This is a genomic window from Ralstonia sp. TCR112 (assembly GCF_007997035.1).
Lineage (GTDB): Bacteria > Pseudomonadota > Gammaproteobacteria > Burkholderiales > Burkholderiaceae > Ralstonia > Ralstonia edaphi.
On record NZ_VOSS01000001.1, the window covers coordinates 43,727 to 66,575 of the forward strand.

19 protein-coding genes and 1 pseudogene are annotated in these 22,849 nt (G+C 64.8%); 9 read left to right on the top strand and 11 right to left on the bottom strand.

Annotated features, from left to right (window positions below; all coding sequences use genetic code 11):
* Window positions 1–8 precede the first annotated feature (8 nt).
* The 7 genes from nadC to purN all read right to left on the bottom strand — a co-directional run bounded on the left by nadC (window position 9) and on the right by purN (window position 7,804).
* Window positions 9–908: a carboxylating nicotinate-nucleotide diphosphorylase gene (gene nadC, locus FUT88_RS00225; protein ID WP_147213326.1), complete on the bottom strand. Its 900-nt coding sequence runs from the start codon at window positions 906–908 to the stop codon at window positions 9–11.
* Window positions 905–2,053, bottom strand: coding sequence for a quinolinate synthase NadA (gene nadA / locus FUT88_RS00230; protein ID WP_147213327.1), 1,149 nt, complete (start codon window positions 2,051–2,053; stop codon window positions 905–907). The genes nadC and nadA overlap by 4 nt, the downstream gene beginning before the upstream one ends.
* Before the next feature lie 187 nt (window positions 2,054–2,240).
* Window positions 2,241–3,431, bottom strand: coding sequence for an acyl-CoA desaturase (locus tag FUT88_RS00235; RefSeq protein ID WP_147213328.1), 1,191 nt, complete (start codon window positions 3,429–3,431; stop codon window positions 2,241–2,243).
* A 366-nt stretch (window positions 3,432–3,797) separates the two neighbouring features.
* Window positions 3,798–5,171 (bottom strand): mechanosensitive ion channel family protein, encoded by a 1,374-nt coding sequence (locus FUT88_RS00240; protein ID WP_147213329.1) that lies wholly within the window; start codon window positions 5,169–5,171, stop codon window positions 3,798–3,800.
* 25 nt (window positions 5,172–5,196) lie between these two features.
* Window positions 5,197–5,766: a phospholipase D family protein gene (locus tag FUT88_RS00245; RefSeq protein ID WP_147213330.1), complete on the bottom strand. Its 570-nt coding sequence runs from the start codon at window positions 5,764–5,766 to the stop codon at window positions 5,197–5,199.
* Window positions 5,763–7,157 (bottom strand): RsmB/NOP family class I SAM-dependent RNA methyltransferase, encoded by a 1,395-nt coding sequence (locus tag FUT88_RS00250; protein ID WP_147213331.1) that lies wholly within the window; start codon window positions 7,155–7,157, stop codon window positions 5,763–5,765. The genes FUT88_RS00245 and FUT88_RS00250 overlap by 4 nt, the downstream gene beginning before the upstream one ends.
* Complete coding sequence (purN, locus tag FUT88_RS00255) at window positions 7,154–7,804, bottom strand: phosphoribosylglycinamide formyltransferase (protein ID WP_147213332.1); 651 nt, start codon at window positions 7,802–7,804, stop codon at window positions 7,154–7,156. Before purN ends, FUT88_RS00250 begins: the two co-directional genes overlap by 4 nt.
* 402 nt (window positions 7,805–8,206) lie before the next feature.
* Here purN and FUT88_RS00260 point away from each other — a divergent pair, with 402 nt between their 5' ends.
* Entirely contained in the window at window positions 8,207–8,872 is a 666-nt protein-coding gene (locus FUT88_RS00260; RefSeq protein ID WP_027680729.1) for a response regulator transcription factor, read from the top strand.
* Between the two features lie 66 nt (window positions 8,873–8,938).
* Here FUT88_RS00260 and FUT88_RS00265 read toward each other — a convergent pair whose 3' ends face one another.
* Window positions 8,939–10,771 (bottom strand): hybrid sensor histidine kinase/response regulator, encoded by a 1,833-nt coding sequence (locus FUT88_RS00265; protein ID WP_092973020.1) that lies wholly within the window; start codon window positions 10,769–10,771, stop codon window positions 8,939–8,941.
* 220 nt (window positions 10,772–10,991) lie between these two features.
* Here FUT88_RS00265 and FUT88_RS00270 point away from each other — a divergent pair, with 220 nt between their 5' ends.
* The 4 genes and pseudogenes from FUT88_RS00270 (at window position 10,992) to FUT88_RS00285 (ending at window position 15,886) form a co-directional block, all read left to right on the top strand.
* A complete protein-coding gene (locus tag FUT88_RS00270; RefSeq protein WP_045787515.1) occupies window positions 10,992–11,990 on the top strand; it encodes a bifunctional riboflavin kinase/FAD synthetase in 999 nt (332 codons plus the stop codon).
* A 109-nt stretch (window positions 11,991–12,099) separates the two neighbouring features.
* Entirely contained in the window at window positions 12,100–14,979 is a 2,880-nt protein-coding gene (ileS, locus tag FUT88_RS00275) for an isoleucine--tRNA ligase (RefSeq protein WP_147213333.1), read from the top strand.
* Window positions 14,979–15,502 (top strand): annotated as a pseudogene (gene lspA, locus FUT88_RS00280) (signal peptidase II). The gene ileS and the pseudogene lspA overlap by 1 nt, the downstream one beginning before the upstream one ends.
* Window positions 15,503–15,508: 6 nt before the next feature.
* Window positions 15,509–15,886: a DUF4180 domain-containing protein gene (locus FUT88_RS00285; RefSeq protein ID WP_147213334.1), complete on the top strand. Its 378-nt coding sequence runs from the start codon at window positions 15,509–15,511 to the stop codon at window positions 15,884–15,886.
* A gap of 3 nt (window positions 15,887–15,889) precedes the next feature.
* Here the strand turns inward: FUT88_RS00285 and FUT88_RS00290 are convergent, their stop codons facing one another.
* On the bottom strand, window positions 15,890–16,468 hold the full coding sequence (locus FUT88_RS00290; protein WP_147213335.1) for a YdcF family protein: 579 nt from the start codon (window positions 16,466–16,468) through the stop codon (window positions 15,890–15,892).
* 149 nt (window positions 16,469–16,617) lie between these two features.
* Between FUT88_RS00290 and coaBC the strand changes: the two genes are divergently transcribed.
* The 3 genes from coaBC to dut are packed head-to-tail and all read left to right on the top strand — an operon-like array spanning window position 16,618 to window position 19,309.
* Entirely contained in the window at window positions 16,618–17,823 is a 1,206-nt protein-coding gene (coaBC, locus tag FUT88_RS00295) for a bifunctional phosphopantothenoylcysteine decarboxylase/phosphopantothenate--cysteine ligase CoaBC (protein ID WP_147213336.1), read from the top strand.
* Window positions 17,820–18,866, top strand: a complete 1,047-nt coding sequence (locus FUT88_RS00300) for an LLM class flavin-dependent oxidoreductase (RefSeq protein WP_147213337.1) — start codon at window positions 17,820–17,822, stop codon at window positions 18,864–18,866. Before coaBC ends, FUT88_RS00300 begins: the two co-directional genes overlap by 4 nt.
* Complete coding sequence (dut, locus tag FUT88_RS00305; protein ID WP_024974963.1) at window positions 18,863–19,309, top strand: dUTP diphosphatase; 447 nt, start codon at window positions 18,863–18,865, stop codon at window positions 19,307–19,309. The genes FUT88_RS00300 and dut overlap by 4 nt, the downstream gene beginning before the upstream one ends.
* Window positions 19,310–19,376: 67 nt before the next feature.
* Here dut and clpA read toward each other — a convergent pair whose 3' ends face one another.
* On the bottom strand, window positions 19,377–21,665 hold the full coding sequence (clpA, locus tag FUT88_RS00310; RefSeq protein ID WP_004631957.1) for an ATP-dependent Clp protease ATP-binding subunit ClpA: 2,289 nt from the start codon (window positions 21,663–21,665) through the stop codon (window positions 19,377–19,379).
* Window positions 21,662–21,988 (bottom strand): ATP-dependent Clp protease adapter ClpS, encoded by a 327-nt coding sequence (gene clpS, locus FUT88_RS00315; protein WP_003261876.1) that lies wholly within the window; start codon window positions 21,986–21,988, stop codon window positions 21,662–21,664. The genes clpA and clpS overlap by 4 nt, the downstream gene beginning before the upstream one ends.
* Before the next feature lie 576 nt (window positions 21,989–22,564).
* Here clpS and FUT88_RS00320 point away from each other — a divergent pair.
* Window positions 22,565–22,768, top strand: coding sequence for a cold-shock protein (locus FUT88_RS00320; RefSeq protein ID WP_004631953.1), 204 nt, complete (start codon window positions 22,565–22,567; stop codon window positions 22,766–22,768).
* Window positions 22,769–22,849 lie beyond the last annotated feature (81 nt).

Sequence of the window (22,849 nt, forward strand, 5' to 3'; positions counted from 1 at the left end):
GCCTGGGCTTAGTCGACGATCCGCAAAGAGAAGTCGGTTGCGCGCACGTCTTTCGTGAGCGCGCCGACGGAGATGCGGTCTACGCCCGTCTCGGCAAAGGTGCGGATCGTCTCGATATTCACGCCGCCAGACACCTCCAGCAGCGCCCTCCCCGCGGTCACGCGCACAGCCTCGCGCATCGCAGCCGGCTCGAAATTGTCGAGCAGCACGGACGTGGCACCGGCCGCCAGCGCCTCATCCAGCTGCGCGAGCGTTTCCACCTCAACCTGGATCGTCACGCCGGCATTCAACGCCTGCGCCGCGCGCAGGGCCGCCGTCACACCACCTGCCGCAGCGATATGGTTTTCCTTGATCAGGATGCCGTCGTACAACGCCAGGCGTTGATTCTCACCGCCACCGATCCGCACGGCGTACTTCTGCGCCAGGCGCAGCCCCGGCAGCGTCTTGCGCGTGTCGAGCACGCGGGCGCGCGTGCCGGCAATGACCTCGGCGTAACGCGACGTCGTTGTCGCCACACCGGAAAGCAATTGCAGAAAGTTCAGCGACGGGCGCTCGGCCGTCAGTAGCGAGCGCGCCGGGCCTTCGATCTCGCACACCACCGAATTGGGCGCCATGCGGTCGCCTTCGTGCTGGCGCCACGTAACGCGCAGCGTCGGATCAACGGCCCGCATGCACGCGTCAAACCAGGGCGTGCCGCACAGCACAGCATCCTCTCGGACGATCACCCGCGCCCGCGCATGGCGATCGGCAGGGATCAGCAAGCCGGTGCGGTCGCCCGTGCCGACGTCCTCTGCAATGGCTGCGGCCACGTTGGCGGACAACGCCTCGCGCAGCGCCGGACCAAAACTATCGAAAATTGCCTCAGCCGAAGGGGCAAGACTTGTCGTGTTCATCTGTGTTGCCGTCATGCCGGGCCGATTCCTTGAAAGAGTTGTGCGTTGGCGGCCAGGTCGCCTTGCGGGCGAACCGCGGCTTTCTCGCGCGCGGCAAAGTCGAGCATGCGGTCGATGCAGACCACGGCTTGCTGCCCGATGGCCGGATCGACGTGGATTTCGTTGCGACCCGTTTCCAGCACCTCTGCCAGATTGGTCAGCGCGTTCATCGCCATCCACGGGCAATGCGCGCAGCTCTTGCACGTGGCAGCGTTACCAGCCGTCGGGGCCTCGATGAAGCGCTTGCCCGGGGCGGCCATCCGCATCTTGTGCAGGATGCCGTTGTCGGTCGCGACGATGAATTCCTGCGCCGACAACGACTGCGCCGCGGCAATCAGTTGCGAAGTCGAACCCACCACATCAGCCTGCGCCACCACCGATTCCGGCGATTCCGGATGCACGAGAATCTTCGCGTTCGGGTGTTCGGCACGCAGCAGGTCAAGCTCGACGCCCTTGAATTCGTCGTGCACCAGGCACGAGCCCTGCCACATCAGCATGTCGGCACCGGTCTGCTTCTGAATGTAGCTGCCGAGGTGGCGATCCGGTGCCCACAGGATCTTCTTTCCCTGGGCGTGCAGGTGCTGCACGATCTTCAGGCCAATGGACGAGGTCACCATCCAGTCGGCGCGCGCCTTCACGGCGGCGCTGGTATTGGCATAGACGACCACGGTGCGATCCGGATGCGCATCGCAGAAGGCAGCGAACTCATCCGGCGGGCAACCCAGATCCAGCGAGCACGTCGCATCGAGATCCGGCATCAGCACGGTCTTTTCGGGGCTCAGAATCTTGGCGGTCTCGCCCATGAAGCGCACGCCCGCCACGACCAATGTCTTGGCCGAATGATCACGGCCAAAGCGCGCCATTTCCAGCGAATCGGATACGCAGCCACCGGTTTCTTCGGCCAAGTCCTGCAGGTCGGCGTCAACGTAGTAGTGCGCAACCAACACGGCCTCGCGCTCCTTGAGCAGGCGCTTGATGCGGGCTTTCAGGTCGTCGCGTTCCTCGCGCGACAGCACCGGCGGCACCTTGGCCCAGGCGTGGGCGACGCAGCTTGCGCCGGATTGCGCCTCGGAAAGCATATCCGGGCGCTCGAATTCAACCGTCTTGATGTGGGTTTCCATGGTGGTCTCCGCGTCCATTCGCGCTATGAAGGCGCCAAGAAGCTGGCGCGGCAATGAAACGGACAGCGTGTGAGGAGGACTGGCACCGCGATACATTGTCGCGGCTTGTTAAAAATGTGAGTTGGGGCAGTTTACCCAAAAGAAAAGCCCCGCTGCGGAGCGGGGCTTCACCTATGAAACAAGAAACTCAGGCGTAGCGGCGCAGGCGAACAGCGAATTCCTGCAGCGCGTGGATGCCGCTTTCCTCGGCACGCTTGCACCACTCTTGCAGCTGATGCAGCAGCTGCTCGCGCGTGGCGTTCGAACGGCCCCAGAGGGCGCCAAGCTCGCGGCGCATCTCAACGAAGGTGTGCAGCGCCGAGTGGTCCGACACGATTTGCGAGAGCTGCTCGCGCTGCGGCGCGCCCAGCTTGGTCTCGTCGCGGTGGAACCACTTGCGGGCGGGCTTCAGCGCGCGGTACTCGACAGCGCGCGAATCCTTCAGCTTGGCCAGCTCTTGGCGATAGGCCGCCTTGACGGTCTTGGCGTAGCGGGCCATCACGTCGTAGCGGTTTGCGATGATGGCTTCCAGCGTGTTTTGGTCGACCGGCTTCACGTCGCCAAAGCGGGCCTTGGGCGCCACCTTCTTGACCTTCGCCAAACCGACGATTTCGAGCGCGCGGATGTAGCCCCAGCCGATGTCGAACTCATACCACTTGACCGAGAACTTGGCCGACGTGGCGTACGTGTGGTGGTTGTTGTGCAGCTCTTCGCCGCCGATGATGATGCCCCACGGCGACACGTTCGTCGAAGCGTCTTCGCAGTCGAAGTTGCGGTAGCCCCAGAAGTGGCCCAGACCGTTGATGATGCCGGCAGCGTGGATCGGAATCCACAGCATCTGCACGGCCCACACCGTCAGGCCGAGCGCACCGAACATCAGCACGTCGAGGATCAGCATCAGACCGACGCCTTGCCACGTGAACTTCGAATACACGTTCCTCTCGACCCAATCGTCCGGCGTACCGTGGCCGAACTTCTGGATCGTTTCCTTGTTCTTGGCCTCGGCGCGATACAGCTCTGCGCCTTCCATCAGCACCTTGCGGATGCCCCGGGTCTGCGGGCTGTGCGGATCATCTTCGGTTTCGCACTTGGCGTGGTGCTTGCGGTGAATGGCGGTCCATTCCTTGGTGACCATGCCCGTCGTCAGCCACAGCCAGAAACGGAAGAAGTGTCCGGCGATGGGATGCACGTCCAGCGCCCGGTGCGCCTGACAGCGGTGCAGAAAAATCGTGACGCTGGCGATCGTGATGTGCGTCATCACCAGCGTGAAAATCAGAACTTGCCACCAGGCCCAATCCAGGGTGCCGTTAGCAAGGAAAGTCAGAAAGGAGTCGATCAAAGTGTTCTCCGTGGTCAACTCGGGTGATCAAAGCAACCCTTGGTCCATAAACCAGACTTGGTTGCCTCTTAAGGCCATCCGCTGTCGCAGCGTTACGACAATGGGGTCGGGTTGGCGGGGACTCGGGTGCTGGCACCCGACTTGCGCGTCACATCGGCGAGCTTTCGGCCGCCGCTTATATGACCTCCGCCCCAGCGCAATACAAGGTATTCGCGGCGCCTTGTCGCAAGTGCTATGCCTTTGCGAGGGGCCGTCTGATCCTGCGAGGGAGCATTCAGCATTTTAACCGAATAGCCCCTCTATTCCATGGGGGAAAACCGCCGATTTGACCTCAGACAAGGGCGCCCCGTTCCCCCTGCAGATATGTTAGGCGGGCACGGAGGAGCCAAATGCGGCTGCCGCATCACCTGAAGTGCCTGACGCGCCCTGCAAGGCCAGCGACCCGAGGACACGCACTTCGCGCTGGGGATACGGAATGTCGATACCCGCCTCCTTGAAGCGGCGATAGATCGCCCGGTTCAGGTCGGACTGCACGCCAAGCTTGCCGTTGTGCGGATCGCCGATCCACACGCCGAGTTCGTACTCGATGCCGCTGTCGGCAAAGAGGGCCATGAACGCGGCGGGCGCCGGCTCGGGAAGAACACGCGGGATGCTCTCGGCGCATTGCACCAGCAGCGCCAGCACGGCTTCCGGGTCGGCGGCATACGATGCCTGGACGCGCACCGCCACGCGCACGGTGCCGCGCTCGTTGTGGTTCTGCACGGCCTGCGCGACCATCAGTTCGTTGGGGACAAGCGTATCGCCATCGCCGTTGCGCACGACGGTGTAGCGAGTGCGGATCTGCGTAACGATGCCGGTGTACGTGCTGACCGTGATCTGATCGCCCAGCTTGAGCGAGCGCTCCAGCAGGATGATGAAGCCCGAGACGTAATTGCTGGCGATCTTCTGCAGGCCGAAGCCCAGGCCGACGCCAAGCGCGCCGCCAAACACCGACAGCACCGTCAGGTCGATGCCCACCAGCGACAGGCTGAGCAGCAGCGACACCAGCAGCAGCACCGCCTTGGTCACGCGCGACAGCACCACCTTCAGGTTGGCATCAATGGCCGAAGCACGCGTGATGCGGCTGTCCAGCCACGAGCCGAACCACATCGCCACCAACACGGTGACGAGAATCCACACCACGCCCATCAGCATGGCCGCCAGGCTCACCTTCTGCTTGCCGCCCAGCGCAAAACGGATGCCGTCGAGGTAATCCACCACATCGCCGAGCACGCCCAGCACGTAGAGCACCATGCCGATCCACATCAGCGTGGTCAGCACGCGCTCCGCAACGACCAGCATGCCATGCAGCTCGCCATTGGCCGACAGCACGCGGCGCAATACGTAGAAGCCGAGATACAGGATCGCCAGGCCAAACAGCGGCACCGCGGCCAGCCGGAACACGCTGATCGGCATGGTGCCGACCAGGGCATAGCGCGCGCCCACCACCAGCAGCCAGCCGATCAGCGGGAACATCGCCCGCTCGAGGCTCGACCAGGCAAAACGCAGGGCGAACGTCTCGTTCACATGCGCTGCATGCAGGCGCCGCGAAATCGGGCGTGCAACCAGCCAGGCGGCAACGAGCACCAGCACCAGCACGCCCAGCTGCCAGATGAAGCGCGGGCCACCGAGATCGGACACGATGTCGTCGAGCATGTGGCCCAGCGCGATGTGGTTCAGGTTCAGCGGCAATCCGTTCATTGGGTTGACGGGTGATTGCGAACCCTTACTGGGTCCGATAGGGCAACGCGTCACCCGCATGCTTCTGCCAGTTGGCGGCATAGCGCTGGGCGAGATCGGCGTCGCCGCGCACGATCAGTACGTTCTCGGCATTGCCGCGCTGCGCAGTCTGCGTGAAGTTGAAGCTGCCGGTGACCAACACCGGATGCGCACCCCGCGGGTCGATCACGATGACCTTGTTGTGTGCATTCTTGTAGCGCACCTCCAGCCAGACGGGGATGCCCGCATTGGCGACCTCGGGCACGCGGCTGCCGCCGGAGCGCGTCATCTGCTCGCGGTCAGCCAGCACGCGCACATCCACGCCACGCTGATGCGCCGCCAGCAGTGCACGGGTAATCGCCTTGTTCGACAGCAGATACGCCTGCACCAGCACCTGCTCGCGAGCCTGGTCGATGGCATCGGCCAACAACCCTTCGATGTCGTCGTCGGGCGTGAACGCGGCCTGCACCGTGCCCTTGGCCGGCTGCACCGGCGGCGCGCTGCGGGCCTGAGCCACGCCACCTGCGGCAAACAACAGCCATGCGGCCAGCAGCCAACTCAAGCGGCGCACCATCATGCGCGGCGCTCCAGCACGGCCGCGAAGAAGCCGTCGGTCTGGTGCGTGTGCGGATACAGCTCGAGGTAGGGCCCCATTTCCAGCGCGATCTTCTGCGCGGCCAGCACTTCACCGGCGGGCACGAGCACGAAGTCCTCATGCGCGGCCAGGAACTGCTCCACCACCTGCTGGTTCTCGCGCGCCAGGACGCTGCAAGTCGCGTAGACGAGGCGGCCACCCGCCTTCAACAGCCGCGCCGCCGATGTCAGGATCGACAGCTGCTTGGCCGACATTTCCTCGACGGCCTGCGCAGACTGGCGCCACTTCAGGTCCGGATTGCGGCGCAGCGTGCCCAAGCCGCTGCACGGCGCATCGACCAGCACGCGATCAATCTTGCCCGCCAGGCGCTTGACTTTGGCATCGTGCTCGCTGTCGATACGGCTCGGATGCACGTTTGACAGGCCGCTGCGCGCCAAGCGCGGGCCGAGGTTCGACAAGCGCTTTTCCGATACGTCAAAGGCATACAGGCGCCCCGTCGAGCGCATTGCTGCGCCAATCGCCAGGGTCTTGCCGCCGGCCCCGGCGCAGAAATCGACCACCATCTCGCCGCGCTTGGGCGCCAGCAATTGGCACAGCAGTTGGCTGCCCTCGTCCTGCACCTCGACCGTGCCGTTGGTGAAGATGTCGAGCTTGTTCAGCGCCGGCTTGCCCGCCAGGCGGATGCCCACTGGCGAGAGCGGCGCCGCAGCGCCTTCAATGCCCGCTTCGGCCAGCGTGGCGAGCACGGCGTCGCGCTCGCCCTTGAGCGTGTTCACGCGCAGATCCAGCGGCGCTGGCGTCAACCACGCTTGCGCCAGCGCTTCGGTGAACTCGGCACCGTGCTGGGCAACCAGCGCGTCGAACAGCCAGTCGGGCAGATTGGCGCGCACGCGGGCCGCCAGCGCGGCGCGGTCGCGGTTTTCCCAGCGGTCGAGCCATTCTGCTTCGGCCGGGTTCAGGAACGGGGCAATGGCCTCGCGTCCGGCAGTCTGCAACAAGCCGAGCAGCACGAGGCGACGGCGCGCCGGGCCGGTGCCGCTCTCGGCAAACTGGCCGAACTCCACTTTTCGGCGCAGCACGGCAAACGCCGCTTCGGCGATGATGCCGCGCTCGCGGTGGCCCAGTTCGTGGTGCTCGCGAAAGTACTGGCTGACCACCATGTCGGCGGGCGCCGCAAAGTGCAGCAGGCGCGCAAGCACCTTGTCGAGGTGCTCCAGATGGCTGCCATGCACGCCCGTGCGGGGACGCGGAGCGCTGCGCGGCGCGGGCTTGCCCTGGGGCGCCCGATACCAGCCACCGCCACCGGAACCCGCGCGCTTGTTGCCCGATCCGCCGTTTCCGTTGCCGCGCGAACGCTGACGATCCTGGCTCATGCTGCCTCCCGGGCGTTGACGCCAATGACAAGCTGCGATTCGTCCGGCGAGACGCGCACCACACCGTCTTCGACCGACAACCGCCCTTCCACGAACCAGCGCACGGCACGGGGGTAAATCGTGTGTTCCTGCGCCAGCAGCCGCCCGGCCAGCGAATCTGGCGTGTCGTTCTGACGCACGTCAATGATGGCCTGCAGCACGATCGGGCCGTGGTCCAGGTCAGCGGTAACAAAATGCACCGTGGCGCCGTGCGCCTTCACGCCCATGGCCAGCGCGGCCTCGTGCGTATGCAAACCGGGGAAGCACGGCAGCAGCGACGGGTGAATGTTCAGCATGCGGCCCGCGTAGCGCTTTACAAAGCCGGGCGTAAGGATGCGCATGAAGCCGGCCAGCACCACCAGATCAGGCGAAAAGCCGTCGATCACCTGCGCCAGGGCGGCGTCGAAGCTGTCGCGATCGGGGAAAGCCTTGTGGTCGACCACCGCGGTGGCAATGCCGTGCGACGCGGCAAATTTAAGTCCTGCCGCATCGGGCCGATTAGAAATGACGGCGGCAATGCGTCCCGACCAACCTTCTGCCTGACAGGCGCGGACAATGGCTTCCATATTGGAGCCGCGTCCGGAAATGAGAATGACGATGTTTTTCATCGCGGCATTTTATCAAGTGCGCCGGAGTTCCCCGAGAAAATCGGGTGTGACGCCTGCGCGGCCATGCCGCGGGCGCTTTTGCAGCCACCGTGGCATTTTGCCGACGCGTGCCGGAAAAAACCCAGTCGCGCCGATAAAAGGAAGGGGCAACCGTTGGCGTGCTTTGGCGCGCTCTGATAATCTCAGCGCCATAATTGTCCGCGCTCCCGAGGGGTCGGGTGGGCAGCCAGCGGTGATCCGACGCGCATCCAGCGTCCGTTCATCGTGCGCTGCAACATCGTGCGGACGATACCGTGACGGTCGATCGGCACCGGGTGAGACGCCCGGCCCGTCGGCCATCGCCCGCGCCGGGTCGACACGCGTACAACAACAAGAGGGCAGTGCCCTCACCGGGGAATAAGAATGACGAGCTCGCTGCGTAGCCTGCTGGTGGTCGACGACCACCCTCTCGCCTTGTCTGGCACGACCACGTTTCTTGCACACGCCTTGCCTGAAGTTCAGGTGCACGCGGCCATTGGCCGGCGCCAGGCGCTTGCGCTGGTGGAAGAAGGCGTCCGGCCGGACGTTGTGCTGCTGGACGTGTGGCTGTCCGACTGCACCGGCTTCGACGCCATGCGCGAGCTGCGCGGCAAACTGCCGGAAGCGCGCTTTGCCTTCATGTCGGCGGAAAACACGCCGGAAATCGTCGCCAAGGCCCAAGCGCTGGGCGCCATCGGCTTCATCGGCAAGCACGCCGATGCGCATGCCTTCTCCAAGGCAGTCGCCGGCATCTTTGGCGGCGATGCATCCTTCCCGTCGGAAGACGATATGGGCGGCACGAACGGCAAGGGCGGCGCCTCGCACGGCATCCCCATCACGCCGGCGGAACTGGGGCTGACGCCGCGTCAGGGCTCGGTGCTGGCACTGCTGCTCGAAGGTCTGCCAAACAAGTCGATTGCACGCCAGTTGGGCCTGACCGAAAACACCGTCAAAGAGCACGTCTCGGCGATTTTGCAGCGGCTCGGCGTGCGCACGCGCATCCAGATCATCTCGCGCATGGAGCGCTTCCGCCTGACAGGCGCGGCCTGATCTGCACGCTTGGCCTGACCATCACGGCGCCGCCATCGACGGCGCCGTTTTACATTCCCGTCCGTATCAGTAAGCGACCTGGGGCTCGGCCGAGCGGCCGCGCAGCCAGCGCTTGAGCAGCACGCGCAGCATGTTCGGGTCCATCGGCTTGGCCAGCAGCAGATAGCCGGCTTCTTCGGCGCGCGCCAGGGCGGCCGAGTTGCGATCGCCGGTCAGCAGCACGGCGTGGGCATCGGGGTGGCTGACCTGCCAGCGCTCGAGCAATTGCAGGCCGTCTTCCTCGCCGGGCAGGCGCAAGTCGCAGAAGATGATCTGCGGACGGATGCCGCGCGCGAGCAGTTGCTCGGCGGAACGGCCATCTGCGGCGCTATGGACTTCGACGCCCCAGGCTTCGAGCAGCGCGTGCCAAGCCTTGCGGATCTGCGGGTCGTCATCGACCACCAGCACCACGCCAGAGAACCGCGGCTGGTCGAGCACGGCGCGCTTCTGCTCGGCGCGCGGCTGCGTCGCCAGCGGCGCCTTGATCTCGGCGGGCACGGGCCGCAGCGCCATCCAGAACATCGAGCCGCGCCCCGGTACCGAGCGCACGCCAAACGTGCCGCGCAGCAGACGCACACATTCCTTGTAGATCGACAGGCCCAAACCCAGACCCTGGCTCGGATCGCGCTCGGGGTTTTCGACCTGGTAATACGTCGAGAAGATGTCTTTCTGGTGCTCCGGCGCGATGCCGATGCCGGTATCCCAGACCTCGATCCGCAGATGCTTCTGGCGCACGCGCAGCGCCACCATCACGCCGCCGCGCTCGGTATAGCGCAGCGCGTTCTGCAGGAGGTTGAACAGCGCCCGACGCAGCAGCACCGGCTCGGCCATCCCGAACACGGGCAGCGGCGGAATACGCGCCGCGAGCGTCAGGCCCTTGGCGCGCGCATCCGGCATGAACTGCTGAACCACTTCGGTGATGACCTCGCCCAGATCCACCGGCTCCAGCGTCGGCGAGGTCTTGCGGCTCTCCAGCTTGGACAGGTCCAGCAGCGAGCGGAACAGCAAATCGATGGTCGCAGCACCCGAAGCGAGTTGCTCCACGAGCGGCGCCAAGGATTCCGACTGGTTGCGCGCCCGCAGCGCCTCCACCAGCAGCACGATCGCGTGCACCGGCTGGCGCAAGTCGTGGCTGGCCGCGGCGAGGAAGCGCGATTTTTCTTCCGACGCCGACAATGCGCGCTGCTTTTCATCCTGGTAGCGGCGCGCGAGCTGGCGGCTCTCGTTCTCAAGCTGGATTTCGCGCACCAGCGTGTTGTGGATGTTCACGGCATGCCGAGTCAGCAGCGCCGCAAAGAACAGCAGCACGCCCCGCAAATACAGCCCGTGCCCCGGAAACGCCTGCTCGGCCAGCACAAAGTGCGGCGCCAGGATGCCCGTCCCGAGGATCAGCAAACTGGACGGCACCGGCGCCTGCGACAACACCGCCGCCGCCGCCACACCGATGATCACGATCATCAGCAGGCTGCTGAACTCCAGCGACGGCGACATCAGATACAGCCCCGCCGAACAGCCCCACGCCACCCCGCCCACCGCCGACATGACGTGCATGCCCGTCCACCACTTGCGGGTGTGCGCGGCCAGCGTCATGCGGGTCAGGTCGTAGCGGTAGCCGAAATAGAAGCGCAGGCCCGACGCCGTCAGGCACAGCATGATCAGGCACCAGCCCAGCAGCACCGGGCGGTTCGAGGCGTCCCAGAACGCGGCGACCGTCAAAGCAGGCAGGACAACGGAGGCGGCAATCCCCATGGGCGCCCCGCGATGCACGGCGGCGAGCAGCTTGGCTCGGGCGTCCAGTTCAAGCGGCGCGCGGCTGGCAAGCCCGAACTTGGCGAAGAAAAGGCGCAGCGAGGCGTTCAAGGAGATGTCGGCAAGAAACTGGATACCGGATTGTGCCGCAAGCATGAACCGCGCGGGCGCATCGTTCGGACGATTGTGCAACACCCAGGTTCATCCTCCCTTGACCCGCCGGGGATGGGGCAATCCCTTATATAATGTGCGTTTTGCTGGATTTTGGCTGGCTGTCAGCCCATCCGGCACAAAAACGCACTCCTCCTTTCCTCGACCACCGACGCTTCTCGTGAAAGTCTTTCGCGGCCTGCCCAATGCCGAAAGTCGCGCGCCCTGCGCGTTGACCATCGGCAACTTCGACGGCGTGCACCGCGGGCACCAGTCTCTGCTGGCCCGCGCACGCGCGGCGGCCGACGCACGCGGATTGCCGCTCACGGTGATGACGTTCGAACCGCATCCGCGCGAATTCTTCATGCCGGACCGCGCGCCCACGCGCATCGCGCTGCTGCGCGACAAGCTGGAAAGCCTGCGCCGCCAGGGCGTCGACCGCGTGGTGGTGGAGCATTTCAACGCGCATTTTGCCGGCCAAACGCCCGATGAATTCGTCCGCAATGTGCTGGTGGATGGTCTCCACGCGCGCTGGCTGCTGGTGGGCGATGACTTCCGCTTTGGCGCCAAGCGCGCCGGAGATTTCACCTACCTGCAAGCCGCCGGCGCGCAGTTCGGCTTTGAAGTCGAGCAGATGGGCTCGGTGTCGGAATCCGGCATCCGCATCTCCAGCTCGGCCGTGCGCGAGGCGCTGGCCGCGGGCGACCTCGAACATGCCCGCCGCCTGCTCGGTCACGGTTATGCCATCAGCGGGCACGTGGTGCATGGGCAAAAGCTCGGCCGCTCCCTGGGCTTCCCAACGCTGAATCTGCGCATTTCGCATCGCAAGCCCGCAGTGGCCGGCATCTTTGTCGTGCAGGTGCACGGGCTGGCCGAAAAGCCGCTGCCGGCTGTCGCCAGCATTGGCGTACGCCCGACGGTGGACGACTCCGGCCGCGTGCTGCTGGAAGTGCATGTCTTCGATTACAACGCCAGCGTCTACGGCAAGCTGGTCCGCGTGGAATTCATGAAGAAGCTGCGCGACGAGGCTCGCTACGATTCGCTCGATGCGCTGAAGGACGCCATCGCGCAGGACTGCGTTCACGCGCGGCAGTTCTTCGGCCTGCCCGTTCCGCCGGCCGGCGAGTCGCCAACGCTTCGGCGCGACTTCGCCACCTCCGCCACCGACCGAATTCAGTAGGCGGCCGACACGTTCGCCGCCCAGAAGCCACACGCTGCGCACGCGCGTCCTGCACTGTCAGCCGCGCCTGCACCCACCCGAATTGCCCGAATCTGCCCCACATCACACCATGTCCGATTCCAAGAAGCCTACGCCGGAGAAGAGCAAGTACCCGGTCAACCTGCTGGACACGCCCTTCCCCATGCGCGGCGACCTGCCCAAGCGCGAGCCGCTGTGGGTCAAGCAATGGCAGGACAAGCAGCTCTACAAGAAGATCCGTGCCGCGCGTAAAGGCGCGAAGAAGTTCATCCTTCACGACGGCCCGCCGTATGCCAACGGCGATCTGCACATCGGCCACGCGGTCAACAAGATCCTCAAGGACATGGTGATCAAGGCGCGCGGCCTGACCGGCCTGGACGCCGTCTACGTGCCGGGCTGGGATTGCCACGGCATGCCGATCGAAATCCAGATCGAAAAGCAATTTGGCAAGGGCTTGCCGGTCAAGGAAGTGCAAGAGAAGGCGCGTGCCTACGCCACCGGCCAGATCGCACGCCAGAAGGCGGATTTCGAACGCCTGGGCGTGCTGGGCGATTGGGCCGATCCGTACCTGACCATGAACTTCCGCAACGAAGCGGATGAAGTGCGCGCGCTGGGCAAGATCCTGGAGAAGGGCTACGTCTTCCGCGGCCTGAAGCCCGTCAACTGGTGCTTCGACTGCGGCTCGGCATTGGCTGAGGCGGAAGTCGAATACGCGGATCGCACCGACCTGTCGATCGACGTCGGCTTCCCGTTTGCCGACATCGACGCACTGGCGAGCGCCTTCCACGTCGGCGTCGATGTGCTCAAGGCCAAGCCGGGCTGGATCGTGATCTGGACCACCACGCCGTGGACGATCCCTTCCAACCAGGCGCTGAACCTGCACCCGGAAATCGAATACGCGCTGGTCGACACGCCGCGCGGGCTGCTGATCGTCGCCAAGGAGCGCGTCGAGGCCTGCCTGCAGAACTGGAAGCTCGAAGGCACCGTGCTGGCCACGTGCGAAGGTGCGGCGCTGTCGGGCGTGCGCTTCCACCATCCGCTCGCGAAGATGGACGCGGGCTATGACCGCACCTCGCCCGTCTACCTGGGCGACTACGTGACCATCGACACCGGCACCGGCATCGTCCACTCCGCACCCGCCTACGGCGTGGAAGACTTCCAGTCGTGCAAGTCGCACGGCATGCCCGACTCGGAAATCATCAACCCGGTGATGGGCAACGGCGTGTACGCATCGACGCTGCCGCTGTTCGGCGGCCAGATGATCTGGGATGCCAATCCGAAGATCGTCGAGGTGCTGCGCGACTCGGGCAACCTGTTCGATGCGCACAAGTACGCGCACAGCTACATGCACTGCTGGCGCCACAAGACGCCGATCATCTATCGCGCCACGTCGCAGTGGTTTGCGGGGATGGACGTGCAGCCCAACGACGGCAACGCCACGCTGCGCGAAACGGCGCTGGCCGGCATCGACGCCACCGCGTTCTACCCGTCGTGGGGCAAGCAGCGCCTGCACAACATGATCGCCAACCGCCCGGACTGGACGCTGTCGCGCCAGCGCCAATGGGGCGTGCCGATGGCCTTCTTCGTGCACAAGGAAACCGGCGCGCTGCACCCGCGCACGCCTGAGCTGCTGGAACAGGTCGCGCAGCGCATCGAACAGAGCGGCATCGAAGCCTGGCAGACGCTCGACCCGCGCGAGCTGCTCGGCGACGAGGCTGAGATGTACGAGAAGAACCGCGACACGCTCGACGTGTGGTTTGACTCGGGCACGACGCACTGGCACGTCATCCGCGGCTCGCACGCGGCGGATCTGTACGACGCTTCGGCCGACCTGCCGGACGGCCGCCTGGCCGACCTGTACCTGGAAGGCTCCGACCAGCACCGCGGCTGGTTCCACTCGTCGCTGCTGACGGCTTCGATGCTGTACGGCAAGCCGCCGTACAAGGGCCTGCTCACGCACGGCTTCACGGTGGACGGAGAAGGCCGGAAGATGTCGAAGTCGATCGGCAACACGATCGCGCCGCAGGAAATCGCCAACAAGATGGGCGCCGAGATCATCCGCCTGTGGGTGGCCTCGACCGACTACTCGGGCGAACTCGCCATCTCGGACGAAATTCTCAAGCGCGTTGTGGAAGGCTATCGCCGCATCCGCAACACGCTGCGCTTCCTGCTCGCCAACCTGACCGACTACGACCACGCCAAGCACGCGCTGCCGACCGAGCAATGGCTCGAAATCGACCGCTATGCCGTAGCGCTGACGGATGCGCTGCAGAAGGAAGTCCTGTCGCACTACGACGTCTATGAATTCCACCCGGTCGTCGCCAAGCTGCAGACGTTCTGCTCGGAAGATCTGGGCGGCTTCTACCTCGACGTGCTGAAGGATCGCCTGTACACCACGGCGCCCGATTCCGTGGCGCGCCGCTCGGCACAGAACGCGCTGTATCACATCACCCAGGCCATGCTGCACTGGATGGCGCCGTTCCTCTCGTTCACGGCCGAAGAGGCATGGCAGGTCTTCGCACACGGCACCGAGCACACCGACACCATCTTCACCAGCACCTACTACGACGCTCCGGTACCGCAAGGCGCCAGCGCGCTGCTGGAGAAGTGGGCCGCCATCCGCAACGTGCGCGGCGAAGTGACCAAGCAACTCGAAGCCCTGCGCATCGATGGCAAGATCGGCTCGTCCCTGCAGGCGGAAGTCACGGTGTCGGCGGGCGAATCGGTGCATGACGCACTGGCCAGCCTCGGCGACGACCTGCGCTTCGTGCTGATCACGTCGGCGGCGAAGCTGGAACGCGCCCCGGAAGGCGGCGACCTGCTCATCACCGTGGTGCCGTCGACGCACGCCAAGTGCGAGCGCTGCTGGCACTACCGCGCCGACGTCGGCCACGACCACGCCCACCCGACCCTCTGCAAGCGCTGCACCGACAACCTGTTCGGCGCCGGTGAACAACGGAGCGCTGCCTGATGGCCACTCGCAACAACGGCAAGAGCAAATCGATCGGAATGAAAAAGAGCGGCGGCGGTCATGGCGTGGGCCCCTGGCTGGGCTTGGCCGTCATCTGGATCCTGCTGGATCAGTTGACCAAGATCGCCGTCCTCAAGACCTTCACGTACGGCGAGTCACGCCCGGTCACGGGGTTCTTCAACCTGGTGCTCGCCTATAACAAGGGGGCGGCGTTTTCGTTCCTGGCGGCGGCGGGCGGCTGGCAACGCTGGTTCTTCACGGGGCTGGGCGTGGCGGCTGCATTGTTCATCGTGTGGCTGCTCAAGCGGCACAGCGGGCAGAAGATGTTCTGCTTTGCGCTGGCGCTGATTCTGGGCGGCGCGCTGGGCAACGTGATCGACCGCGTCCTCTACGGCCACGTGGTGGACTTCCTCGACTTCTACCTGCACAACTACCACTGGCGGCCTTCAACGTGGCGGACTGCGGCATCACCATCGGCGCGGTGCTGCTGATCGTCGACGAACTGCGGCGCGTGCGTCGCTAAGCTGCCGTGTCAGACCTTCAGCATTGGAACGGCGAAGCGGTGCTGTGCCTCGATGAGGCCGGCCCGCGCATCGCTACCGAACAGGACGCACTGGACCATCTGATCGGCGAGGCGCTGGGGCATGGCGCATCGATGGTTGCCGTGCCGGTCAGCCGCTTCGACGCTGCGTTCTTTGCGCTGCGCACCGGCCTGGCCGGCGGCATCGCGCAGAAGATCACGAACTACCGATTGAAGCTCGCCGTGGTCGGCGACATCTCGGCGCACCTGAACGCCAGCAGCGCGCTGCGCGACTGGGTGCGGGAATCCAACAAGCGCGACACGATCCGCTTCGTCCCCTCTCTGGACGACCTGGCCGCCGATGCGCGGCCCATGCCTGCCGAATGAGGCTCACGTCCAGTAGCGGACGGCATACCACGCCCGTTTGACGTATTCGGCAAGAATCGACCCGGCTTCGTAGATCGGGACCGACTTGGCCAGCGTGTCGCCGGGGAATACGCCCCGCGCACCCCAGGCGACCTCCGGCCAGACGTTGCGGAACACCGCCAGCGCCCGGCCGGTGTGATACCAGCTGGTGACCAGTATTGCGCTGTTGATGTGCTGGTCTGCCAGCGTCTCGCGCGTCATCCGCGCATTCTCCATCGTGCTGCCGGACACACATTCGTGGCCGATGCGCTCTGCCGGCACACCGGCCATTACCAAACGGCGCGTGATGAGAAGGCAATCGCCCTGCCCGCTGACAAACACGCGTGGCGCGATGCCTGCGTGGTACAGCTCGGCGGCGCCGATCACGCGCTGACCCGATTCGCCACCCAGCACGACGATCACGTCTGCGCGCCCAAGCTTCGGCTCCTCGCGCAGCCATGCCTTCGCCCCACACACGAGCGTAGCGCCGACCACCACCGCCACGATGGCGCAACCGCCAATCCAGGCGAGGACATTGCGGACTGCGGAACGACCGAAAACCATATCGAGAATGCGCGTTTGAGGAAAAACCCGAGCGCCAGACGCGCCCCGGGGCAAGCCGGTATCATCGCCACTGTTCAGCAGGAGGCCCGGGCACCGGGTTGTATCCTGCCCGCGCATATTGCGTCAATCGGATTCCCAAGCGGGTTGTTATGGAACTGCAAGGCAAACATTTCGTGCTCGGCCTGACCGGGGGCATCGCGTGCTACAAGTCGGCCGAGCTGGTGCGGCTGTTGACCAAGGCGGGCGCAACCGTGCAGGTGGTGATGACCGAGGCCGCCACGCACTTCATCACGCCGGTGACGATGCAGGCGCTTTCCGGTCGCCCGGTCTTCACGTCGCAGTGGGACGGCCGCATCGGCAACAACATGCCGCACATCGACCTCTCGCGCGAGGCCGATGCGATCGTCATCGCGCCGGCGTCCACCGACTTCCTCGCCAAGCTCGCGCACGGCATGGCCGACGACCTCCTCTCCACGCTGTGCATCGCGCGCGATTGCCCGCTGCTTGTGGCGCCTGCGATGAACCGCCAGATGTGGGCCGCGCCCGCCACGCAGCGCAACGCAGCGCAACTGCGCGCCGACGACGTCACCCTGCTCGGCCCCGATGCCGGCGACCAGGCCTGCGGCGAAGTCGGCGACGGCCGCATGCTCGAGCCGGAAGACATCGTCGAGCAGCTCATCGGCTTCTTCCAGCCCAAGCTGCTGCGCGGCCAGCGCGTGCTGGTGACAGCCGGCCCGACCTTCGAGCCGATCGACCCCGTGCGCGGCATCACGAACCTGTCCAGCGGCAAGATGGGCTTTGCGCTGGCGCGGGCCGCATCGCAGGCCGGCGCCGAAGTCACGCTCGTCGCGGGGCCATGCCATCAGGACACGCCTGCAGGCGTATTGCGCATCGATGTGCAGACCGCCCAGCAGATGCACGATGCTGTCATGCGCGAGTTGGACACCACGAAGAACGACGTCTTCATCGCCGTTGCGGCGGTGGCCGATTGGCGCGTGGCCCACGCCGCGGAACAGAAGCTCAAGAAGCAGAGCGATTCCGACGTACCGACACTTACATTCACGCAAAACCCGGACATCCTCGCCGCCGTCGCACGCCGTGCGAATGCGCCGTTCTGCGTCGGCTTTGCGGCCGAAACCGAACGCCTGGAAGAGTTCGGCGAGGCCAAGCGTCAGAAAAAAGGCATCCCGTTGCTGGTGGGCAATCTCGGCCATCAGACCTTCGGCCGCGACGACAACGAAGTCGCGCTCTTCGATGCCAAGGGCATCACGCGCCTGCCGCGCGCCGACAAGCTGACGCTCGCGCGCCAGATCGTCGCGGCCATCGCCGACCGCGTGCATGGAGCGCGATCATGAGTGCCGCGCCGATCCGTCTGTCGGTCCTGGACCAGAGCCCCGTCATCTACGGCCACAGCGCACGCGATGCCATTGCCGCGACGGTCGACCTGGCGCAACTGACGGATTCGCTCGGCTACACGCGCTACTGGTGCGCCGAGCACCACGGCCTGCGGGGCGTCAGCAACCCGGCGCCGGAAGTGATGATCGCCCGCGTGGCGAGCGCCACGAAACACCTGCGCGTCGGCTCTGGCGGCGTGATGCTGCCGTATTACAGCCCGTTCAAGCTCGCCGAGCAGTTCCGCCTGCTGGAGGCGCTGTTCCCGAACCGTATCGACCTCGGCGTCGGCCGCGCTCCCGGCGGCGACATGCGTACCGCGCAGGCCGTGGCCATGGGCGACTACAACCGCGGCGACATCTTCCCGCAGCAGGTGCAGGAACTGACCTGGCACCTGACGGGCACGCTGCCGCCGGATCACCCCGCCTACGGCGTCATCCTGCAGCCCGAGATCGACACCCAACCCGAACTGTGGATGCTCGGCTCCAGCGATTTTGGCGGCGCGCTGGCCGCACGCCTGGGCATTCGTTTCGCGTTTGCGCACTTCATCAATCCGCACGTCGGTCACATCGTCGCCCAGCAATACCGCACGGATTTCCAACCCGGTTACGACGCACGGCCGTACAGCGCTGCCGCCGTCTTCGTGATCGCGGCAGACACCGAGGCCGAGGCGCGCCGCTACGAAGCTGCGATTGACTTGCGGCGCGTGCAGATGGCGATTGGCGTGAATGGCCCGATCCCGACCGTCGAGCAAGGCGAAGCACACGGCTACACCGAACGTGACCAGGCCATCGTCATGCGCGAGCGGCCCCGCAGCATCATCGGCACACCGGAATCCGTGGCCGAGCAGATGCATGCACTCAAGGACCGCTTTGTCGCCGACGAGCTGATCGTGCTGACCGTCGCACCGAGCTACAAGGCGCGCCTGCGCTCGTACGAGCTGCTGGCCGAGGCGTTTGCGCTACCATCTCCGGCTTCTGCAACCTCTTCGGCCCGCCCCGCATGAAACTCGACGTCAAGATCCTCGACGCCCGCCTGCACGAACAGCTCCCGCAGTACGCCACCACCGGCAGCGCCGGGCTGGACCTGCGTGCCTGCATCGACGCCCCGCTCACCATCGAGCCCGGCACCACGCATCTGGTCCCGACCGGCATGGCCATCCATCTGGCCGACCCCGGTTATGCTGCGCTAATCCTGCCGCGCTCCGGCATGGGCCACAAGCATGGCATCGTGCTGGGCAACCTGGTCGGCCTGATCGATTCGGATTACCAGGGCCAGCTGATGGTCAGCACCTGGAACCGTGGCAGCACGGCGTTCGTGCTCAACCCAATGGAGCGCCTTGCGCAGCTCGTGATCGTGCCGGTGGTACAAGCCGAGCTGAACATCGTCGACGACTTTGCAGAGAGCGAGCGCGGTGCCGGTGGTTTCGGCAGCACCGGGCGACACTGACAACATCGCCTCGACATAAAAAAAGGCCCGGAACTTCCGGGCCTTTTCCTTTGGTGCAACGAACTCGTCAAGCTTCCGCTTCTTCCTGAGCCGGTGCCGGCGGCGCTTCATTCTCGGAGAACTCCAGCTTCACCGCATCGGCATCGTCCAGATCCACGATCACCTTGCCGCCGTTGACCAGCTTGCCGAACAGCAGCTCGTCGGCCAGCGCCTTGCGGATCAGATCCTGGATCAGGCGCTGCATCGGGCGCGCACCCATCAGCGGGTCGAAACCCTTCTTCGCCAGGAAGCGACGCAGCTTCTCGGTGAAGATGGCATCCACCTTCTTCTCGTGCAGTTGCTCTTCCAGCTGCATGAGGAACTTATCGACCACGCGCATGATGATTTCCTCATCGAGCGAGCGGAAGCTGATGGTTGCGTCCAGACGATTGCGGAACTCCGGCGTGAACATGCGCTTGATGTCGGCCATCTCGTCGCCCTGTTCGCGCGCCGTGGTGAAACCGATGGTCGCCTTGTTCATCGTCTCGGCGCCAGCATTGGTCGTCATGATGATGATCACGTTGCGGAAGTCCGCCTTGCGGCCGTTGTTGTCCGTCAGCGCGCCGTGGTCCATCACCTGCAGCAGGATGTTGAAGATATCCGGGTGCGCCTTTTCAATCTCGTCCAGCAGCAGCACGCAGTGCGGCTTCTTGGTCACGGCTTCAGTCAGCAGACCGCCCTGGTCGAAGCCCACGTAGCCCGGAGGCGCGCCGATCAGCCGGCTCACCGCATGGCGCTCCATGTACTCCGACATGTCGAAGCGGATCAGCTCGATGCCCAGAATGAACGCGAGCTGCTTGGCGACTTCCGTCTTGCCCACGCCCGTCGGGCCGCTGAACAGGAACGAGCCGATCGGCTTGTCCGTCTTGCCGAGCCCTGCACGCGACATCTTGATGGCCGAAGCGAGCGCGTCGATGGCCGGATCCTGCCCGAACACGACCGACTTCAGGTCGCGCTCCAACGTCTGCAGCTTGCTGCGATCATCCTGCGAAACGCTTTGCGGCGGGACGCGCGCGATGCGAGAGACGATGTCCTCGATCTCGCCCTTGCCGATGGTCTTCTTCTGCTTCGACTTCGGCAGGATGCGTTGCGCCGCACCGGCTTCGTCGATCACGTCGATCGCCTTGTCCGGCAAATGGCGGTCGGTGATGAAGCGCGCCGACAATTCAGCCGCCGCAGTCAACGCCGACGATGCGTACTTCACGCCATGGTGTTCTTCGAAGCGCGACTTCAGGCCGCGCAAAATCTGCACGGTCTGATCGACGGTCGGTTCCACCACGTCAATCTTCTGGAAGCGGCGGGACAGCGCTGCATCCTTCTCGAAGATGCCACGGTATTCCGTGAACGTCGTCGCACCGATGCACTTGAGCGCACCCGACGACAGCGCCGGCTTGAGCAGATTGCTCGCGTCCAGCGTGCCGCCCGAAGCGGCGCCTGCGCCGATCAGCGTGTGGATTTCGTCGATGAACAGGATCGCGTTCGGGTTGTCCTTGAGCGACTTCAGCACGCCCTTCAGGCGTTGCTCAAAGTCGCCGCGGTATTTGGTGCCGGCCAGCAGCGCGCCCATGTCGAGCGAGTAGACGACGGACTTCGCGAGGATGTCCGGCACTTCGCCCTTCGTGATGCGCCATGCCAAGCCTTCGGCAATGGCCGTCTTGCCGACACCGGCCTCGCCCACCAGCAGCGGGTTGTTCTTGCGGCGGCGGCACAGCACCTGCACCACGCGCTCGACTTCCTGCTCGCGGCCGATCAGCGGATCGATCTTGCCGGCCTTGGCCAGCGCGTTCAGGTTCTGGGTGAACTGCTCGAGCGGGCTTTCCTTGCCGTCGCCGCCTTCGCCTTCGGGGTTGCCCTCGCCTTGCTTGGCGGGCTCAGCCTGGTCCTTGCGGATGCCGTGGCTGATGAAGTTGACGACGTCCAGCCGGGTCACGCCCTGTTGCTGCAGGTAGTACACCGCGTGCGAATCCTTCTCGCCGAAGATGGCAACCAGCACATTCGCGCCGGTGACTTCCTTCTTGCCGTTGGATGTGGATTGCACGTGCATGATGGCGCGCTGAATCACGCGCTGGAAACCCAGCGTGGGTTGCGTGTCCACCTCGTCCGTGCCGGGCACCACAGGCGTGTTGTCGGCAATGAAGTTCTTCAGATGCGTGCGAAGGTCTTCGATGTTGGCGGCGCAGGCGCGCAGCACCTCCGCGGCCGTCGGATTGTCCAGCAGCGCAAGCAGCAGATGCTCCACCGTAATGAATTCGTGGCGAGCCTGCCGGGCTTCGACAAACGCCATGTGCAGGCTGACTTCCAGTTCTTGCGCGATCATGCTTCCTCCATCACACACTGCAGCGGATGCCCCGCTTGCCGTGCATGGGTTGACACTAATTCCACTTTCGTCGCGGCGATATCCCGTGTGTAGATACCGCACACGCCCTTACCTTCCCGATGCACAGTCAGCATGATCTGCGTGGCAGTCTCCCGGTCTTTGCTGAAGTATTGCTGAAGAATCATCACGACGAATTCCATCGGGGTGTAGTCGTCGTTGAGCAGCAGCACCTTGTACATCGCGGGCGGTTTGAGCGCTTGCTCTTTCCGCTCCAGGACGGTGCCTGCATCATGTTGTGGAGTGGTCGCTTGCCGGATTGCCATGGTCTTATTCTAACCACTCCTTTCGAGTTCGCAATTTGGGGAAATAACGCCGACTTCAAGGTCTACAAACGGTTTGGCTCCTGCCGCGTGCGTCCGTCAGCCCTCGCGCACGAAGGGTTTTACGGCCTCCGCGCTGGCTGGAACTGGCGCAAGGTCCGGGCCCGGGATGCCAATCGTTTTCCGTACTTGGAGGCGATCGGCCGGATTTCGAGCAAATCCTCTTCAGAAACTGACCGTTTTTCGCCACAGACCCACCCTTTGTGGCCTTGACAGTCTCTTACATTCCTCGAACAATCGAATTCAGCATGTGCGCCCTACTGCCCCGCAAACCGTTGGCAGCGAGCCGCATGAATGGTGAGCCCGGGAGGCCTCACACCAGTCGACAACAGATCGACAACCGCTTCAGGCTGTGGTGTTTGCCACAAGAAGACCGATCGCTTGCGACGCGGCTCCACCCGCGCCATTCGTCGTGCCTCGCAGGCCGGCGGCCGGGCGATGACTGCGCGGTACCGCTCTGCACTGCCACGACAGGCACACCCTCCCGGCTCGGACTTGTGTTTTAACGGAGGGGTTTTCATGGCACTCGGTACGGTCAAATGGTTTAACGACGCCAAGGGTTTCGGTTTCATCTCGCCTGACGAAGGCGGCGAAGAGCTGTTCGCGCATTTCTCGGCCATCCAAATGGCTGGCTTCAAGACGCTCAAGGAAAATCAGCGCGTCTCGTTCGAAGTGACGCAAGGCCCGAAGGGCAAGCAGGCCACCAACATCCAGGCTGCCTGATTGGCGTTGCACGGCGCCCCGCCTGATGGCGATGGCGCTCAAATGCAAAAAACCCGGCGACATGCCGGGTTTTTTGTTGCC

What these genes read in the sequence shown, in the direction of transcription:
- FUT88_RS00320 (WP_004631953.1), top strand. Translation starts at nt 22,565, where the DNA reads ATGGCACTCGGTACGGTCAAATGGTTTAACGACGCCAAGGGTTTCGGT.
- FUT88_RS00300 (WP_147213337.1), top strand. Translation starts at nt 17,820, where the DNA reads ATGAGTGCCGCGCCGATCCGTCTGTCGGTCCTGGACCAGAGCCCCGTC.
- FUT88_RS00250 (WP_147213331.1), bottom strand. Translation starts at nt 7,157, where the DNA reads ATGAGCCAGGATCGTCAGCGTTCGCGCGGCAACGGAAACGGCGGATCG.
- FUT88_RS00240 (WP_147213329.1), bottom strand. Translation starts at nt 5,171, where the DNA reads ATGAACGGATTGCCGCTGAACCTGAACCACATCGCGCTGGGCCACATG.
- clpA (WP_004631957.1), bottom strand. Translation starts at nt 21,665, where the DNA reads ATGATCGCGCAAGAACTGGAAGTCAGCCTGCACATGGCGTTTGTCGAA.
- clpS (WP_003261876.1), bottom strand. Translation starts at nt 21,988, where the DNA reads ATGGCAATCCGGCAAGCGACCACTCCACAACATGATGCAGGCACCGTC.
- FUT88_RS00245 (WP_147213330.1), bottom strand. Translation starts at nt 5,766, where the DNA reads ATGATGGTGCGCCGCTTGAGTTGGCTGCTGGCCGCATGGCTGTTGTTT.
- nadA (WP_147213327.1), bottom strand. Translation starts at nt 2,053, where the DNA reads ATGGAAACCCACATCAAGACGGTTGAATTCGAGCGCCCGGATATGCTT.
- purN (WP_147213332.1), bottom strand. Translation starts at nt 7,804, where the DNA reads ATGAAAAACATCGTCATTCTCATTTCCGGACGCGGCTCCAATATGGAA.
- ileS (WP_147213333.1), top strand. Translation starts at nt 12,100, where the DNA reads ATGTCCGATTCCAAGAAGCCTACGCCGGAGAAGAGCAAGTACCCGGTC.
- nadC (WP_147213326.1), bottom strand. Translation starts at nt 908, where the DNA reads ATGACGGCAACACAGATGAACACGACAAGTCTTGCCCCTTCGGCTGAG.
- dut (WP_024974963.1), top strand. Translation starts at nt 18,863, where the DNA reads ATGAAACTCGACGTCAAGATCCTCGACGCCCGCCTGCACGAACAGCTC.
- FUT88_RS00260 (WP_027680729.1), top strand. Translation starts at nt 8,207, where the DNA reads ATGACGAGCTCGCTGCGTAGCCTGCTGGTGGTCGACGACCACCCTCTC.
- FUT88_RS00290 (WP_147213335.1), bottom strand. Translation starts at nt 16,468, where the DNA reads ATGGTTTTCGGTCGTTCCGCAGTCCGCAATGTCCTCGCCTGGATTGGC.
- coaBC (WP_147213336.1), top strand. Translation starts at nt 16,618, where the DNA reads ATGGAACTGCAAGGCAAACATTTCGTGCTCGGCCTGACCGGGGGCATC.